The 14,964-nt window shown below is 67.0% G+C and carries 12 protein-coding genes; 7 read left to right on the forward strand and 5 right to left on the reverse strand.

Going from position 1 to position 14,964, the window contains the following annotated elements; all coding sequences use genetic code 11:
* Nucleotides 1-10: 10 nt before the first annotated feature.
* Entirely contained in the window at nt 11-1,960 is a 1,950-nt protein-coding gene (gene parE, locus B6K69_RS16585) for a DNA topoisomerase IV subunit B (RefSeq protein WP_108644587.1), read from the reverse strand.
* Nucleotides 1,961-2,045: 85 nt separating this feature from the next.
* A complete protein-coding gene (locus B6K69_RS16590; RefSeq protein ID WP_107672059.1) occupies nt 2,046-2,705 on the reverse strand; it encodes a glutathione S-transferase family protein in 660 nt (219 codons plus the stop codon).
* 127 nt (nt 2,706-2,832) lie between these two features.
* On the opposite strand from B6K69_RS16590, the gene B6K69_RS16595 reads away from it, so the two are divergent.
* The 5 genes from B6K69_RS16595 to B6K69_RS16615 all read left to right on the forward strand — a co-directional run bounded on the left by B6K69_RS16595 (nt 2,833) and on the right by B6K69_RS16615 (nt 9,023).
* Nucleotides 2,833-4,599, forward strand: coding sequence for a bifunctional helix-turn-helix transcriptional regulator/alpha/beta hydrolase (locus B6K69_RS16595; RefSeq protein WP_164681985.1), 1,767 nt, complete (start codon nt 2,833-2,835; stop codon nt 4,597-4,599).
* 280 nt (nt 4,600-4,879) lie between these two features.
* Nucleotides 4,880-5,941 (forward strand): polyphosphate kinase 2, encoded by a 1,062-nt coding sequence (gene ppk2, locus B6K69_RS16600; RefSeq protein WP_108644589.1) that lies wholly within the window; start codon nt 4,880-4,882, stop codon nt 5,939-5,941.
* A gap of 22 nt (nt 5,942-5,963) precedes the next feature.
* Complete coding sequence (locus tag B6K69_RS16605; RefSeq protein ID WP_164681986.1) at nt 5,964-6,674, forward strand: DUF1007 family protein; 711 nt, start codon at nt 5,964-5,966, stop codon at nt 6,672-6,674.
* Nucleotides 6,659-7,585, forward strand: coding sequence for a nickel/cobalt transporter (locus tag B6K69_RS16610; protein ID WP_108644591.1), 927 nt, complete (start codon nt 6,659-6,661; stop codon nt 7,583-7,585). Before B6K69_RS16605 ends, B6K69_RS16610 begins: the two co-directional genes overlap by 16 nt.
* Nucleotides 7,586-7,646: 61 nt before the next feature.
* On the forward strand, nt 7,647-9,023 hold the full coding sequence (locus B6K69_RS16615) for an MATE family efflux transporter (protein ID WP_108644592.1): 1,377 nt from the start codon (nt 7,647-7,649) through the stop codon (nt 9,021-9,023).
* Here B6K69_RS16615 and B6K69_RS16620 read toward each other — a convergent pair.
* The 3 genes from B6K69_RS16620 to B6K69_RS16630 form a co-directional block, all read right to left on the reverse strand.
* On the reverse strand, nt 8,979-11,042 hold the full coding sequence (locus B6K69_RS16620; RefSeq protein ID WP_228156767.1) for a capsular polysaccharide biosynthesis protein: 2,064 nt from the start codon (nt 11,040-11,042) through the stop codon (nt 8,979-8,981). The genes B6K69_RS16615 and B6K69_RS16620 overlap by 45 nt on opposite strands.
* 14 nt (nt 11,043-11,056) lie before the next feature.
* Nucleotides 11,057-12,145 (reverse strand): polysaccharide biosynthesis/export family protein, encoded by a 1,089-nt coding sequence (locus B6K69_RS16625; RefSeq protein WP_228156868.1) that lies wholly within the window; start codon nt 12,143-12,145, stop codon nt 11,057-11,059.
* A 156-nt stretch (nt 12,146-12,301) separates the two neighbouring features.
* Nucleotides 12,302-13,591 (reverse strand): capsule biosynthesis protein, encoded by a 1,290-nt coding sequence (locus tag B6K69_RS16630; protein ID WP_108644593.1) that lies wholly within the window; start codon nt 13,589-13,591, stop codon nt 12,302-12,304.
* A 162-nt stretch (nt 13,592-13,753) separates the two neighbouring features.
* Between B6K69_RS16630 and B6K69_RS16635 the strand changes: the two genes are divergently transcribed.
* Nucleotides 13,754-14,356 (forward strand): riboflavin synthase, encoded by a 603-nt coding sequence (locus tag B6K69_RS16635; RefSeq protein ID WP_108644984.1) that lies wholly within the window; start codon nt 13,754-13,756, stop codon nt 14,354-14,356.
* Nucleotides 14,347-14,898: a hypothetical protein gene (locus B6K69_RS16640; protein ID WP_108644594.1), complete on the forward strand. Its 552-nt coding sequence runs from the start codon at nt 14,347-14,349 to the stop codon at nt 14,896-14,898. The genes B6K69_RS16635 and B6K69_RS16640 overlap by 10 nt, the downstream gene beginning before the upstream one ends.
* Nucleotides 14,899-14,964 lie beyond the last annotated feature (66 nt).

Consider the following 14,964-nt stretch of genomic DNA (forward strand, 5'->3'; position numbering starts at 1 on the left):
TTGGCCTCCCCTACACGTCCAGTTCTTCCACGAAGCGGGCGTTTTCCTGGATGTACTGGAAGCGCAGTTCGGGTTTCTTGCCCATCAGCCGCTCAACCAGGTTGGCGGGGTCTTCCTCTTCGTCGATCGAGACGCGGATCAGCTTGCGCGTGTCGGGGTTCATCGTGGTGTCCTTCAGATCCTTGGCATCCATTTCGCCAAGGCCCTTGAACCGCTGCACGTCGATCTTGCCCTTGCCGCCCAGACCCTTTTCCAGCCAAAGCGCCTTTTCGGCATCGTCTGCCACATAAAGGCGCTTGGCGCCCTGCGTCAGCCGGTAAAGCGGCGGGCAGGCCAGGTAGAGATGGCCCTTGCGGATCAGCTCGGGCATCTGGGTGAAGAAGAAGGTCATCAGTAGGCTGGCGATATGGGCCCCGTCCACATCGGCATCAGTCATGATGATGATCTTGTCATACCGCAGGTCGTCCAGCCGGAAGCGGGTGCCCATGCCGACGCCAAGCGCCTCGCAGATGTCGCGGATTTCCGAGTTGTCGTTCAGCTTGGCCGAGGCGGCCCCCAGCACGTTCAGGATCTTGCCCTTCAGCGGCAGCAACGCCTGATAGGTGCGGTCGCGCGCCCCCTTGGCGGAACCGCCGGCGCTGTCACCTTCGACGATGAAGATCTCGGTCCCCGAGCGGTCGGTGGCCGAACAGTCCACCAGCTTGCCGGGCAGGCGCAGCTTCTTGGTGGCCGTCTTGCGCTGGGTTTCCTTTTCGGCGCGGCGGCGCAGGCGTTCCTCGGACCGCAGCACCACGAAATCAAGGATGGAACCGGCCGATTTCGGATCGGCAGCCAGCCAGGTGTCAAAGCGGTCACGCACCGCGTTTTCCACCCATTTCGCGGCTTCCTCGGTGGCAAGGCGGTCCTTGGTCTGGCCCACGAATTGCGGTTCGCGGATGAAGACCGAGATCAGCGCACAGCCGCCTGAAACCAGGTCTTCGCGGGTGATCTGTTCGGCCTTGCGGTTCTTGATCCGCTCGCCATAGGCCTTGAGCCCCTTGAGAACCGCGGCCCAGAACCCGGCTTCATGGGTGCCGCCTTCGGGCGTGGGCACCGTGTTGCAGTAGGACGACAGGAACCCGTCGCGGGCGGGTGTCCAGTTGATCGCCCATTCCACCGAACCCGGAACGCCGAACTTTTCCTGAAAGCCAACCTTTCCGGCGAAAGGGCGTTCGGCATAGGTCGTCACACGGTCAAGCTGGTCGGACAGATAGTCGGCCAGCCCGCCGGGGAAGTGGAACACCGCTTCCAGCGGCATGTCGCCATCGGGGATGGCGGATTTCCAGCGGATTTCCACGCCCGAGAACAGATAGGCCTTCGACCGCACCATCTTCATCAGGCGGTGCGGCTTGAAGGTCTGGGTGCCGAAGATTTCGGCATCGGGGTGGAAGGTGACCGAGGTGCCGCGGCGGTTCGGTGCCGGGCCGACCATGCGGATCGGGGCAAGGGGTTTGCCGCGCGAAAACTCCTGAACATGGAGTTCCTTGTTGCGGGCCACCTCGACGCGCATCAGGTCGGACAGGGCATTGACCACAGAGGAACCAACGCCGTGCAACCCGCCGCTGGTTTCATAGGCCTTGCCGTTGAACTTGCCGCCCGAATGAAGCGTGCAAAGGATCACCTCAAGCGCGGACTTGTCGGGGAATTTCGGGTGCGGATCGACCGGGATGCCGCGACCGTTGTCGCGGATCGTCAGCGCGCCGTTCTCGTGCAGCTCCACCTCGATCCTTGTGGCGTGGCCGGCAACGGCCTCATCCATCGAGTTGTCAAGGATTTCGGCGGCAAGGTGGTGGTAGGCGCGTTCGTCGATGCCGCCGATATACATGCCGGGGCGCAGGCGGACGGCCTCAAGCGGTTCGAGAACCTCGATCGAGGAGGCGTCATAGGCCGTCGCGGCCTGGGAGAGGAGGTCGTTCGCCATTTGTGCTGCTCTTGTCATTGGGCGCAGCCATTAGACCACCCAAGCGGGGGCGGGCGCAAGATGTTGGGCCCGCCTGCCGCCGGGCTTATGCGGGTTCTGCCTGGCGCGCGGCCCACATCGACTGGAAGGCAGGGCGCGACTGGCAGGCTTCCAGCCATGCCTTCACCGCAGGGAATTCTGCCAGCAGGCTGGGGTGGCCCTGCGCATAGCGCAGACATTCGGCGGTGTTGATGTCGGCCACGGTGAAGCGGTCGCCCACCATATGGCTGTGCGCGGCCAGATGGCCCTGCAGCCGGGCAAGCGGGCGGCGCAGCTTTTCGGCGGCGACAGCGATCACGGCGGCGCCTTCGGGCAGGTCGGCGGTGCCATTGGTCTGGGCGAACAGGATTTCCAGCGCCGGGGTTTCCAGGGATGTGGCGGCAAACAGCGCCCACTGCTCCATCAGCGCCAGTTCGGCGTCATTCGCCGGGCCAAGCGGGCCGCCATGGCGCCGGGCGATATGCAGGGTGATCGCCAGCGATTCGGTCAGCACCAGCCCGTCTTCCTCCATCGCCGGAATCTGGCCCTGCGGGTTCACCCGCAGAAAGCTGGCCGAGGTCGTGTTCAGCGGCGCGTCGGGGGCGGCCGGATCTGCCAGGCGGTAGGCCTGGATCACCGGCAGATGGGTGAACGGCGTTCCGGTCTCGGCCAGCAGCCAGAGCGGGCGCGAGGCGCGGCTGCGGTAAGCGCCGTAAAGGGTGATCATGATGCTGGCTCCTGCAGGGATGCGTCTTGTGCGGTTCGTGTCTTTCTTGCCCAAGGCGCGGGCAAGGTCCATGGGGTGCCGCCTTATTCTGCTTGCCGTAACGTCAGGCATGGGTCAAGCAAGAGCCATGACGGACCGCAACCCCCGCCCAGACGTGGCCGAATTTGCCCGGCGTGACCATAAGGCCGAGATTGTTGATCGGCTTTACGATGTCGCATTGGACCCGATCCGTCTGGAGGATTTGCTGGAGGTCTGGGAAGGCCGCGCCGCGCCCTTGCGCGGGGCCGCGGACGATGGGGCCATCGTGCCGGACGATGCGGAAATCGAGGCGCATCTGCAACGCGCCACGGTGTTTCTGGACCGGCTGGACGCCACGCGCGACGATGGCGGCTATCGCAGCGTGCTGGAAGACATCCCGCGCTCGGCAGCCTTCCTGTCGGACGGGGGGGCTCGCATCGCCGATTGCAACCGCCCGGCTTCGGTGGCCTTCGGTCTGGAACCGGACTGTCGCTTCGACCGGCTCCCGTTCGACCCCGAGGATCTGGACCTGCTGCGCGGCGAAATCCGCAAGGTGGCCGGGGGGCGGGCCGAAAAGGTGGTTACGCTGCGCATCCGGTCGCAGCGCACCGGCAGCCCGGTCATCCTGCGCGTCAGCCGGGTTGAGGCGGCGTCACCGCTGGCGCTGGTGATCTCGACCGAACTTGTGTGGCCCGAGGGGTTCGAACAGACGGTGCAGGACGCCTTCGGCCTGACCGGCGCCGAGGTCGAGATCGTGCGCGGCATCGCGCTGGGCCAGCCGGTGAAAGACATTGCCGAGGCGCGGGGCCGGTCGGCCGAAACGGTGCGGACACAGTTGCGGTCGATCCTGGCGAAGACCGAGACCCACAGCCAGAGCGAGCTGGTGCGGGTGGTGCTGGGCCTGATGGATGTGGCGCTGATCCCGGCCGGCGCGCTGGCCGAGGTGCGGCCGGGCGCAGGCGGGCTGGAGCCGCGGCCCCTGCACGAATTGCGGCGGCCCGACGGGCGGCGGCTGACATGGATCGAATTCGGCGATCCGGCCGGGCGGCCGGTGCTGTATATGCACCTCGACTATGGCCTGATCCGGTGGCCCGCCACGGCCGAACGGGCGGCGCGGGCGCGCGGGTTGCGGGTCGTGGTGCCGGTGCGCGCGGGCTATGGCCGGACGGACCTGCACGCCCGGGGCAGCGATCATGTGGCCGAAGTCACCGCCGATTATGCCGCGGTTCTGGATCATCTGGGCCTTGCCTGGGCTGTGGCCCTGCCGCTGGGGGCGGACCTGCGCTTTGCGATGAACCTGGCCAATACGCGGCCCGATCTGGTGCGCGGCATTGTCGGCTGTGCCTGCCAGTTGCCCGTGCGCACCGCCGCGCAATATGAGCGGATGGACAAGTGGCAACGGTTCATCCTGGCCAATGCGCGCTATGCCCCCCGCGTGTTGCCGTTTCTGGTGCAGGCCGGGTTCAGCCTGGCGCGGCGGCTGGGCAAGGAAAGTTTCTTCCAGCAGGTGAACGGCGGAAGCCCGGCCGACATGGAGACCTTCGCCCGCGCAGAGGTGCGGGCCGCGGTTCTGGAAGGATCGGATACCTGCCTGACGCGGAAATGGTCGGCGCATGAGGCGTTTACCCGCGAATGTATCAGCTCTGAAAAGGACTGGTCGTCCATCGTGCGGGCCTGTCGGGTGCCGGTTCTGCTGTTGCAGGGCGATCAGGACCCGCAGACCCCGGTCCTGACCCTGCGCGAACTGATGGAGGACTATCCGCATCTGGAGGTGCGGTTCCTGCCGCAGACCGGGCAGTTGCTGTTCTTTGCCGAATGGCCGCAGGTGCTTGAGGCGGTCTGCGCGATGGTCGGGAATTCCCCACCCAAAGGTTAAAATCGGCGGCTCTACCGCAAATGGAGTATGCGCGACCTATCTTCTCTCTCTATGCCTTGTCCTTGTCGTGGTGGCATTGACGGCAGGCGATTTTATCAAGAAATTTCTTCCCCTTGTGGGCAGGGCGGCAAACCGGAAGGTCTGTCGCCCTGTTCCTTTTCCGTGCCGGTCCCGGCGCCGGTTCTTCCTGTCGCGCGTTGCCGTGGTGTGACCTGAATCAAGGAAAATGGCCTGCCCGCGATGTAGGATTGCGGCGTCAGTTTTTGCAGGGAGATGCCGCATGGAAGATCAGGCGCCGGTGACGGATGTGCGCAACAGGCAGGCCCGTGGTCCGGCTGAAACGCCGGTCGTGGCTGCCGAAGCGGCTGCCTTGCCTGAACCGCCGGCTTCCGGCGTTGAAACCACGGTTGGCGCGGCGGCTGCGGCACCGGCTGCACCGCGCCCCGAAGGCCATGGTGAGGGCATCACCGGCCCGCAGCATTACCCTTCGATCAGCTCGGATGCGATCCGCGACGCGTTTGAATCGGGGCGCTACCCCTATGCCCGCCTGATGGGCCGCGCCGCCTATGAGGCCGAGAAGGCCAGACTTCAGGCCGAATTGCTGAAGGTGCAGATCTGGGCGCAGGAAACCGGGCAGAAGTTCGTGATCCTGATGGAAGGCCGCGATGCCGCCGGCAAGGGCGGCACGATCAAGCGGTTCATGGAGCATCTGAACCCGCGCTATGCCCGCGTCGTGGCGCTGACCAAGCCCAGTGACAAGGAAAAGGGGGAATGGTTCTTCCAGCGCTATATCCAGCACCTTCCGACCACGGGCGAGATCGTGTTCTTCGACCGTTCCTGGTACAACCGCGCGGGCGTCGAGCGGGTGATGGGCTTCTGCACCCCGTCCGAATATCTGGAGTTCATGCGCGAAGTGCCGGAACTGGAGCGGATGCTGGTCCGCTCGGGCATCCGGCTTTACAAATACTGGTTCAGCGTGACCCGGGATGAACAGTTGCGCCGGTTCAAGGCGCGCGAGACCGATCCCCTGAAAATGTGGAAGCTGTCGCCCATCGACAAGGCATCGCTGGACAAGTGGGATGACTATACCGAGGCGAAGGAGGCGATGTTCTTCTACACCGACACCGCCGATGCGCCCTGGGCCATCGTCAAGTCGAACGACAAGAAGCGGGCGCGGCTGAACTGTATGCGGCACTTCCTGTCCACCATCGACTATCCGGGCAAGGACTGGGACGTGATCGGCACCGTCGATCCGCTGATCGTGGGGCGGGCGGCGCAGGTCATCGCGGGGTCGGGCCGTATTCTTGATGCGGCCAGGCCGCCGGTCGCGCGCAAGGGCTGAGGCCCCTCGCAAGCGCGTGACCATGGTCATTCGGCAGGTGGCAGCGCGCGGGGGCTGCGATTATGCTGCCGCCATGACGACACGCGCCCTTGCCCTGACGATTGCTGCCGCGCTGCTGCCCCAGGGGGCGGCGGCGCATCCGCATGTCTGGATCGACACCACGGTCGAGGTGGTGCTGGATGACGCGGACCGCGCTGTCGCGGTGCGCATCGGCTGGACCTACGATTCCTTCTTTTCGCTGTCGGTAATCGCCGATCGCGCATTTGACACCGATGGCGATGGCCAGTTGTCCGCCGCCGAGGTGGCCGCGCTTGCGGGGTTTGACATGCACTGGCCGCCGGGGGTGTCCGGCGATACCTATGCGCTGACCGAAACCCGCGATCTGGTGCTGGGACCGCCGGAAGACTGGACCGCCGCCTATGACGGCGAGCGGATCACCACCACCCATCTGCGCCGCTTGCCCAAGCCGGTGGAGATCGGCACCGGCACATTCTTCGTGCAGGTCTATGATACCGGCTTCTACACCGCCTATACGATTGTCGGGCATCCGCTGCTGACCGGCGGCACCGGGGCCTGCAAGGCGCAGGCCTGGGAACCCGATCTGGATGCAGCCGACGAGGCGCTGAAAGAGGCGTTGAAGGAATATTCCGCCAATCAGGACGTGGAGGCCGATTTCCCCGCCATTGGCCGCGCCTATGCCGAAGAGGTGCGCGTGACATGCGCCGCACCCTGACGCTGGCCGGGCTGGGTCTGGCGCTGGTGCTGGCGGCGCTGTGGCTGTCAGGTGCGTTCGACGCGCTGTCGGGCTGGATCGGTGCCGCGCAGCGCGCGACGCAGGACCGGCTGGCCGCTGCCGTGCGGGCGCTGCGGGCGGGCGAGCCCGGCGCCGTTGCCGGGCTGCTGGCGGTCTGCTTCGGCTATGGCGTCCTTCATGCGGCGGGGCCGGGGCATGGCAAGGCGCTGATCGGCGGCTACGGGCTGGCGCGGCGGGTACCGCTGGCCCGGCTGTCGGTGCTGGCGCTGGCCTCGTCTCTGGCGCAGGCGGCGGTGGCGGTGGTGCTGGTCTATGCGGCGGTGGCCGTGCTGGGGCTGACGCGCGATGCGGTCACGGCGGCCGGCGGGGGCTGGGTCACCGCAACCGGCAACCTGATGGTGGCGGGCCTGGGCCTGTGGCTGGTGATCCGTGGCCTGCGCGGGTTGGGGCGGCTGCGCAGCACGGCGCAGGCCGGTTCGCACGACCATGATCCCCACACCCATGCGCATGACCACGACCACGGCCCCGATTGCGGCTGCGGCCATGCGCATGGTCCGACGCTGGATCAGGCGGCGGCGGTCACCTCGTTCCGCGATGCGGGGCTTCTGATCGCCGGCATTGCCCTGCGGCCCTGCTCGGGGGCGCTGCTGCTCTTGGTGCTGACCTGGCAACTGGGCATCGGCGCGGCGGGCATTGCCGGGGCCTTTGCCATGGGTCTGGGCGTGGCGGTGGTGACGGTGGCGGTGGCTGGCGTGGCGGTCTGGGCGCGTGAAGGCGGGCTGGCCGTGCTGCCCGAAGGGCGGCTGCGCTGGGCGCTGCCGGCGGTGGAACTGACGGCGGGCCTGATCATCGCAACCGCCGCCATCATGCTGCTTTTGCGGCAGATTTGACGCCGCAATGCGGCGGATGTCGTGGCTTGCCCTTCGGCGCGGCGCGTCGTAGGGGCAAATCATGATGTCCCGCATGTCCTATTCCGCCCACGCCCGTGCAACGCTGGTGCTGGGGTTGCCGCTGGTCGGCTCAAGCCTTGCGCAGATGGCCCTGCATGTGGCCGATACCGTCATGATGGGCTGGTATGGCGTGGCGCCGCTGGCGGCTGTCGTGTTGGGCTCGTCGTCGTTCTTCATCCTGTTCGTCATGGGGTCGGGCTTTGCCAAGGCGGTTCTGCCGCTGGTGGCGCAGGCCCGCGCCACCGGGGACGAGGCGCAGGTGCGCCGCGATGCCCGCATGGGGCTGTGGCTTTCGGCCGGCTATGGCCTGCTGATCTATCCGGTGTTCTGGTTTTCCCACCCGATCCTGATCGCGCTGCACCAGACCGATGAGGTGGCCCGGCTGGCCGAGGGCTATCTGAGGATCGCAGGGCTGGGAATGATCCCGGCGCTGTGGGTGGCGGTGCTGCAAAGCTGGCTGGCGGCCTTGGGGCGCACGCAGGTGGTGCTTTGGGTCACGCTGGCGGCGCTGGGGCTGAACCTTGTGCTGAACTGGGCGCTGATCTTCGGCAACTGGGGCGCGCCGGAACTGGGCGGGCAGGGGGCGGCGATTGCCACGGTGACGGTGCAGGTTGCCTCGGTCCTGCTGCTGGGCGCCTATGCAGCGCTGGCGCGGGGGCTGCGCGACTATCGCCTGCTGCGGCGGTTCTGGCGGGTGGACTGGCCCGCGATGCGCAGCGTGTTCCGGCTGGGCTGGCCCATCGGGCTGACCGGCATTGCCGAAGGCGGGCTGTTCGAGGCCAGCGCCATCATGATGGGCTGGGTCGGCACCGCGCAACTGGCCGCGCATGGCATTGCGCTTGAAGCAGCGGCGGTGGCCTTCATGGTTCACGTCGGCCTGTCCAGCGCGGCGACGATCCGCGTCGCCTCCTTCGCGGGTATGGGCGATGCGCGGGGGCTGCGCGATGCCGCCGTGGTGGCGCTGGGGCTGTCCTTCGTGGTGGGTATCGTGGTGATCGCGGCCTTCCTCAGCTTTCCGCAGGCCATCATCGGGGTCTTCCTTGATGAGGCGAAGCCCGGCAGTGCCGAGATCCTGGCCTTCGGCATGGTGCTGCTGGCGGTGGCGGCGTTGTTCCAACTGGCCGACGCCATGCAGGTGATGGCGCTGGGGCTGCTGCGCGGGGTGCAGGATACGCGGGTGCCCATGGTGCTGGCCGCCGTCAGCTACTGGGTGATCGGGGTTCCCTGCAGCTATCTTCTGGCGTTCAAGCTGGGCTATGGCGGCGTTGGCCTGTGGCTGGGTCTTGTCATCGGGCTGGCCGCCGCCGGGGTCAGCCTGATGCTGCGCTTCTGGCTACTCGCGCCAAAGCCGGGCGTGGCGGGCGAACCGGCCCTGTAGCTTGGCCAAAAGCCGGTTGCCCGGTCCGGGGCCGGGCAGGGCGCTGTCGGCCAGCCGGTCCAGCGCCACCTCGGGCGGGCAGGGGCGGCGGCTGACCGGGTCCCAGTAGCGCGGATAGGCGATCAGCGCCGCATGGACCAGGTGGATCAGGTCCGGTCGCGGTTGCAGGCTGCCATCCTCGCGCCGCAGGCGGCGGGCGGGAATCGCGCCCAGATCGCGCGTCAGCCCCCAACCGGCATAGAACGGCGTGCCCAGCGTGGTGACCGGCTTGCCCCGCAACAGCGCCTCGAACCCGGTGAGCGAGGTCATCGTCCAGACCTCATCGACCAGCGGCAGAAGGGCCGCCATGTCGGCGCGCGACAGCACCGCATCGGCATGGGCGCGGGCTGCCGCCTCGGGGATGGCGCCGGGGCGAAGGCCGGCTTCCACGTCGGGATGCGGCTTGTAGAGGATCACCGCCTGCGGATGGGCGGCGCGCGCGGCTTCAAGCAGGGCCAGGTTGGTGCGCACCTGATCCGCGCCCAGCCGGATCGAGGCATCGTCTTCCACCTGACCCGGCACAAGGATGCGGTGGCCGTCCGGCAGGTCGGGCACGGCGCCGCCAAGGTTGTACTTGGTCAGGTTCAGCGCGGTCAGCCGGGTCAGCAGCCGTTCGGCCCGGTCGCGGCCGCCGGGCGGCAACGGGGCCAGCAACAGGCGTTCCAGCCGCGAGGGGCGGGTCGGATCGTAGTAGATGCCCAGATCGTCCGTCACCAGCGACAGCGGCGGAATCAGATCGGCCCCCAGCCCGCGCGACCGCAGGAAGCCGTCCTCCACCCGCAGTGCCGGGGCGGCCAGGCCCGGTGGCTCCTTGCCAGCCCAGACCAGCAGGCCGCGCCCTGTGCCGGCGGCAAGCGCAGCAGCCTGCGCGGGATCATCGCGGAACACCAGCGGCTTGACCTGTCCGAAAAACGCATTGAGCCGCCCGCGTTTCCATGCGCGCATCCCGGCGGCGACATGGCCGCGCCGGTCCTGCCGGAAGGCGCGAACCTCGGCCTCCAACTGGTCCAGCACTTCCTCAAGGCTACACAGCCGGTCGCGGCAGGGGTCATACCAGATCGGGGCCAGGATCATCGCCCCGGCGAAAAGCTGCGCCGGCGTCAGCTTGCGGCCCCGGCGGGGCGGCGGGGTGCGGTCGGCGGTCAGGCCCCAGCCGGCATAGAACGGCTGGCCCCAGACCTGCGGGCGATGGCCGGCGAGGATCGCTTCGAATCCCAGTTGAGATGAAACGGTATAGACTGCAATCGCCCCTTCCAGCAGCGCCCAAGGGCTGTGCGCTTCGGTGATCAGCCGGATACGGCCCTGCGCGTGCTGCGGGCCATAATAACCCGGCCGCAGCCCGCGGGCGGTTTCGGGATGGGTCTTGATCAGGATCGGGGCCTGCGGATGCGCCTCGGCGGCGGCGGCCAGCATGTCATCAAAGGTGGCTTGCGTCGCACCGCTGGCCCGGACCGAGGCATCGCCGGCCACCTGGTCAACGATCAGCACATAACCGGGGGGCGGTGGTGGAAGGTCAGGATCGTGGTTGTTGTATTTTGACAGCTCAAAGGCACGGATGCGCGCAATTGCGGCCTTTGACCGGGCAAGGATGTTTGAATTATCCAAGGGATCGGTCGTCAGGACATGTTCGATCAGCGACGGCGCCGCCGGGTCGAAGTGAACGCCAAGCGGGTCGATGAACAGCCCCAGCGGCGGTTCCCCCGTCCGCCCTGGCCGGATCGAGCGCAGGAAGGCATCTTCCAGCCGTACCAGCGGCACGCCCTTGCGGGCGGCCACCCGCTCCCCCCGCCAAGCGGTGGGGCTGGCGCCCCAGACGACAACGCCATCGCCGGGCCGGGGCAAGCCCGGCACCAGATCATGTCCGGCAAGCGACAGGATGCGCTGCAGGCGGCGGTTGGTCAGGAAACTGAGGTTCAGATGCGAAAGCCGCCGCGGAATCTCCGCGGCGGCCTGGGGAATGGGGTCACGCTCGACGGCCAAGCGCTTGATGGTCCTCAGTTGCCATTCAGGCTGTCAGCCGTATTGGCAATATTCGAGGCCGTGCCGGTGGCGCCGGTCAGGGCGGCCAGCGTCTTGGTCCACTGAACGTAAGGCGCTTCGGTCACATAAAGCGTGTCGCCGTCGCGGATCAGGAAGTCACGCGCTTCGAAGATGCCGCTCGGCTCGGTCAGGTTCAGCACATAGACCATGCGTTGCTCGCCGGTCAGATCGTTGCGGCCCAGCACGGCATTGGCGATCTTGGCCGATTCGTTGCGGAACACGAAAACGCCGGTCGGATCGGCGGAATTGGTCTGCAGGCCGCCGACGGTGGCAATCGCCTCGACCGCTGACAGGTTCGACGATTTGAACGGAACGATGGACTGGCCCGTCGCCCCCAGCGAGGTGAACTTGCGCTTGTCCTCTTCGATCACGATCTTGTCGCCGGGGCGCAGCGCGATGTCCAGGTTGGGGTTCTGCCACAGGTCGTTCAGCCAGATCTTGCCGGTCACGCCATTGCGCGTCACCCGCACCAGCGCGGTTGCCGGGTCAATCGACACGCCACCCGCGCGGGCCAGCATCCCGCCCAGCGTGCGGGTGTTCGGTTCGATCGGATAGACGCCCGACGCCGCCACCGAGCCGGCGATTGACACCGACGACCCTTCGCCGGCCAGCCGGATAACCGCGACCTGCGGGTCCGGCGTCTGGTCTTCCAGCTTGCGGGTAATGGCCTGGCGCAGCCCTTCCGGCGTCTGGCCAGCGGCCTTGATCCGGCCGGCATAGGGAATGAAGATATAGCCTTGGCCATCGACCAGCATTTCCGGCAGGGGCGAGGCGCGCTGCCCGGTTGCCCCGAGCAGCGGGTCATCCTTGACGTTTTCGTAAACGGTCACAGCCAGCCGGTCGCCGGGCGAAATCGTATCGGGGCCGATCAGGCCCGCACTTTGAAACGCCTTCGAGAAACCGAAGGTGGTCTGCTGCGAAGCAATGCGCGCGATCTGCGGGGTCACATCCACGATGAACGCGTCGCCACCCTTGATGACCGAACTGGCGTAAATCTCGCGCTTGTTCGGGCCAGACCGGGGCAGGCCGCAACTGGCAACCATGGAAACGGCAGCAAGGAGCGCAAGGGCGCGTGCGCCCCGATCAAAATTCCGGGTCAAGGCTCGGGCTCCGTTCTGGGACTGCATCGAATGCATCGTGTTTTGCGGATGAACATACGGAATCGAAAAAGAAAACAGAAGCACCAGCTACCCTCTCACTCATCGCACAACACGCAACTGTTGCCGCAAGGCCGCGCGCCCCGTGATCAGGGCGTCGTAGGGGTCATAGGGCAACAACATCATATCCACAACCTGTGGTAAGAGCGAACGTCGGCCACGCGAGGAGTAGAATCCTCCGGGCAACTGGCTGGTTTCCAGCAGGAAGCGGCGGAAGTCACGATAGGCGCGGGAATCGGGGCGCGTCGGCCCCGAAAAGAACTGGTCGACGGGCTGGGTCGAAACGAATTCAGGCTTGGAATAGACCGCGCTGCCAAAGGCGCGCAGCGGCAGCCCGCGCCAAAGCGCCTGCTGGCCGGCCGTGGAATTCACCGTCACCGCGCTGCGGGCCAGATCCAGCAGCCCGGCCAGCTTGCCGCCGCGGACGAAATGGATTCGCTCGGTCAGGCCATGCTTGGCGGCAAGCTGCTGGATGGCCTCTTTCAGCGCCACGCGCCCGTCTTCCAGCGGATGCGCCTTGAACACCAGGTGGTGATGCTGCGGCGCCCCCTGGGCAAAACCCTCGATCACCAGCGCCAGAAAATCCTCCATCGAGGCGAAGGGGGAATGGTCGCGGAAGCTGGCGTCATGGGCCAGTTGCAGCAGCACAAGGTGATAGGGAAAGCCGCCATTGCGGATGCGCCAGGTGGCCAGCCGCCGTTCCATGGCATGGACGGGCAGCAGCATCAGCCGGCGCAGGTAAAGCTGGAATTCCTGCCAGACGGAAATGGCGCGATGGGGGCGGAAGTTGCGGAAGCGGCGGCCACCGGCCAGCACGAAGCCGTGGTAGATCGCGCCCCAGAAGATGTGCTGGCGCATGTCGCCCCAGGTGGTGGGCACGTCGGGCAGATCGGTGTCGGCGCGGGCAAGGGCGGTCCGCATCGTGTCCAGCGACAGCGTCATCAGCCGGGAATTTCCGTTCGACCCGTCGCGTTCATAGGTCACCCAGTAGGGCCGAAGATAGCCTTCCTCGAACACATGCACGGTCAGGCCGGCGGCGCGGGCAATTTCAACCGCGCGCGCGTGGACTGGGCGGGTATCGCCATAGATCACCAGGTCGGTGATGCGTTTTTCGGCGATCAGCGCCGAACAGGCCGCGGGCCAGTTCTCGGGGGTGTCGTCATAGGGGATGAAACTGTCACGATCCGGCCAGAAGGCCCGGTCGCCGCCATTGAAACCGACGCGCCAGACTTCGGCCCCCGTGGCCCGCAACATGCGGCCAAGACGGTGGAAAAAGGGCCCATGCGGGCCTTGCAGCAGCAGGAACCGTCTGTTTTGGCCGGTCAGTCGCATACTCGTTCCATCACAATACCGGGACCATAAGCAGCAAGATGGCCTGTGATGGAAGAGGGAATCCGCGCAACAGCGGCGGGCTTGCAACCGCAAGCGGCCTTGCGCGCGGGCTGGGCGGCGGCTAGGTGCAAAATGAAGGAAATCCACGGTCAGGAGCGGGCGATGTTCACCGGAATCGTGACGGATATGGGCGAGATCCTGACGCTGGATCGGCAGGGCGAGCTGACGGTGCGAATCGGCACGGCCTATGATGTGGCGGGAATCGACATCGGGGCCTCGATCGCCTGTGATGGCGTCTGCCTGACGGTGGTGGCCAAGGGAACCGACCCGCGCCCGTGGTTTCAGGTGCAGATCAGCGCGGAAACCGTATCCAAGACCAACATCGGCCCCAACGGCTGGGTGCCCGGCCGGCGGGTGAACCTTGAACGCGCGCTCAAGGTGGGTGATGAGCTGGGCGGCCACATCGTTTCAGGCCATGTCGATGGCGTGGCCGAAGTGATCGCCGCACGGGACGAAGGGGAATCGCTGCGGCTGACCTTCCGAGCCCCCGAAGCCCTGGCCCGTTTCATTGCTCCCAAGGGCAGCGTGGCGCTGAACGGCACCTCGCTGACGGTGAATGAGGTGGAGGGGCGCGACTTCGGCGTGAACCTGATCCCGCATACCCGCACCGTCACCACCTGGGGCGGCGTGGCGGTGGGCGATGCGGTCAACCTCGAGGTGGATACGATGGCGCGCTATGTGGCGCGGCTGCGGGAATGGGACTGATCGGCCACAACGGGGGCCCGTCGCTGGACGGCGGGCGAAGCTGGCGCACGCATTGCTGGCGCGCCGCGCGTCAGGCGCTGCTGCCCACGCTGCCAATCGAGGTGGTGCGCGGTCGGGTGCGGCGGGCGGCGGAACTGGGGCTGGATTATCGCACCTATGCCTCGGTCCGGGCGCAGACCGGGCATGATGTGGTGGCCTTCCTGTTTTCGTCCAATGCCTTGCGGGCCACTGTGGTGCAGCCCGCAGCCCCGGCCGATGTGGCGGCCAAACTGGCCGGGGTGCGGGCTGAACGGCTGGGCCTTGCCGTGGCGCCGCTGTCGGTGCCGGCCCTTGCGCTGGCCAATCCGGCGCTGGACGATTGCCACCCCGCCCCCTTTGCGCTGGCCCGCTGGTCCGAAGCGCGCGACCGCATCCGCGCGGCGCTGGGGCGCTTGCCGCGCGACGGGGTGATTCTGGTCGGCGCCCACGGGCTTGAGGCTGAATGGTGTGCCGCAGGCCGTCTGGCGGGCTATCTGCCGGCGGAACGCTACTTCGGCGCTTAGGGCGGCCCGGTCGGCCCAATGCAAAACGGCGGCCCCGGGGGGCCGCCGCTTTTGTAAATCCAGGGG

Origin of the sequence: Pseudogemmobacter blasticus, assembly GCF_003071405.1 — a bacterium.
GTDB lineage: Bacteria > Pseudomonadota > Alphaproteobacteria > Rhodobacterales > Rhodobacteraceae > Pseudogemmobacter > Pseudogemmobacter blasticus.

What these genes read in the sequence shown, in the direction of transcription:
- parE (WP_108644587.1), bottom strand. Translation starts at nt 1,960, where the DNA reads ATGGCGAACGACCTCCTCTCCCAGGCCGCGACGGCCTATGACGCCTCC.
- B6K69_RS16590 (WP_107672059.1), bottom strand. Translation starts at nt 2,705, where the DNA reads ATGATCACCCTTTACGGCGCTTACCGCAGCCGCGCCTCGCGCCCGCTC.
- B6K69_RS16595 (WP_164681985.1), top strand. Translation starts at nt 2,833, where the DNA reads ATGACGGACCGCAACCCCCGCCCAGACGTGGCCGAATTTGCCCGGCGT.
- ppk2 (WP_108644589.1), top strand. Translation starts at nt 4,880, where the DNA reads ATGGAAGATCAGGCGCCGGTGACGGATGTGCGCAACAGGCAGGCCCGT.
- B6K69_RS16605 (WP_164681986.1), top strand. Translation starts at nt 5,964, where the DNA reads ATGGTCATTCGGCAGGTGGCAGCGCGCGGGGGCTGCGATTATGCTGCC.
- B6K69_RS16610 (WP_108644591.1), top strand. Translation starts at nt 6,659, where the DNA reads ATGCGCCGCACCCTGACGCTGGCCGGGCTGGGTCTGGCGCTGGTGCTG.
- B6K69_RS16615 (WP_108644592.1), top strand. Translation starts at nt 7,647, where the DNA reads ATGATGTCCCGCATGTCCTATTCCGCCCACGCCCGTGCAACGCTGGTG.
- B6K69_RS16625 (WP_228156868.1), bottom strand. Translation starts at nt 12,145, where the DNA reads ATGGTTGCCAGTTGCGGCCTGCCCCGGTCTGGCCCGAACAAGCGCGAG.
- B6K69_RS16630 (WP_108644593.1), bottom strand. Translation starts at nt 13,591, where the DNA reads ATGCGACTGACCGGCCAAAACAGACGGTTCCTGCTGCTGCAAGGCCCG.
- B6K69_RS16635 (WP_108644984.1), top strand. Translation starts at nt 13,754, where the DNA reads ATGTTCACCGGAATCGTGACGGATATGGGCGAGATCCTGACGCTGGAT.
- B6K69_RS16640 (WP_108644594.1), top strand. Translation starts at nt 14,347, where the DNA reads ATGGGACTGATCGGCCACAACGGGGGCCCGTCGCTGGACGGCGGGCGA.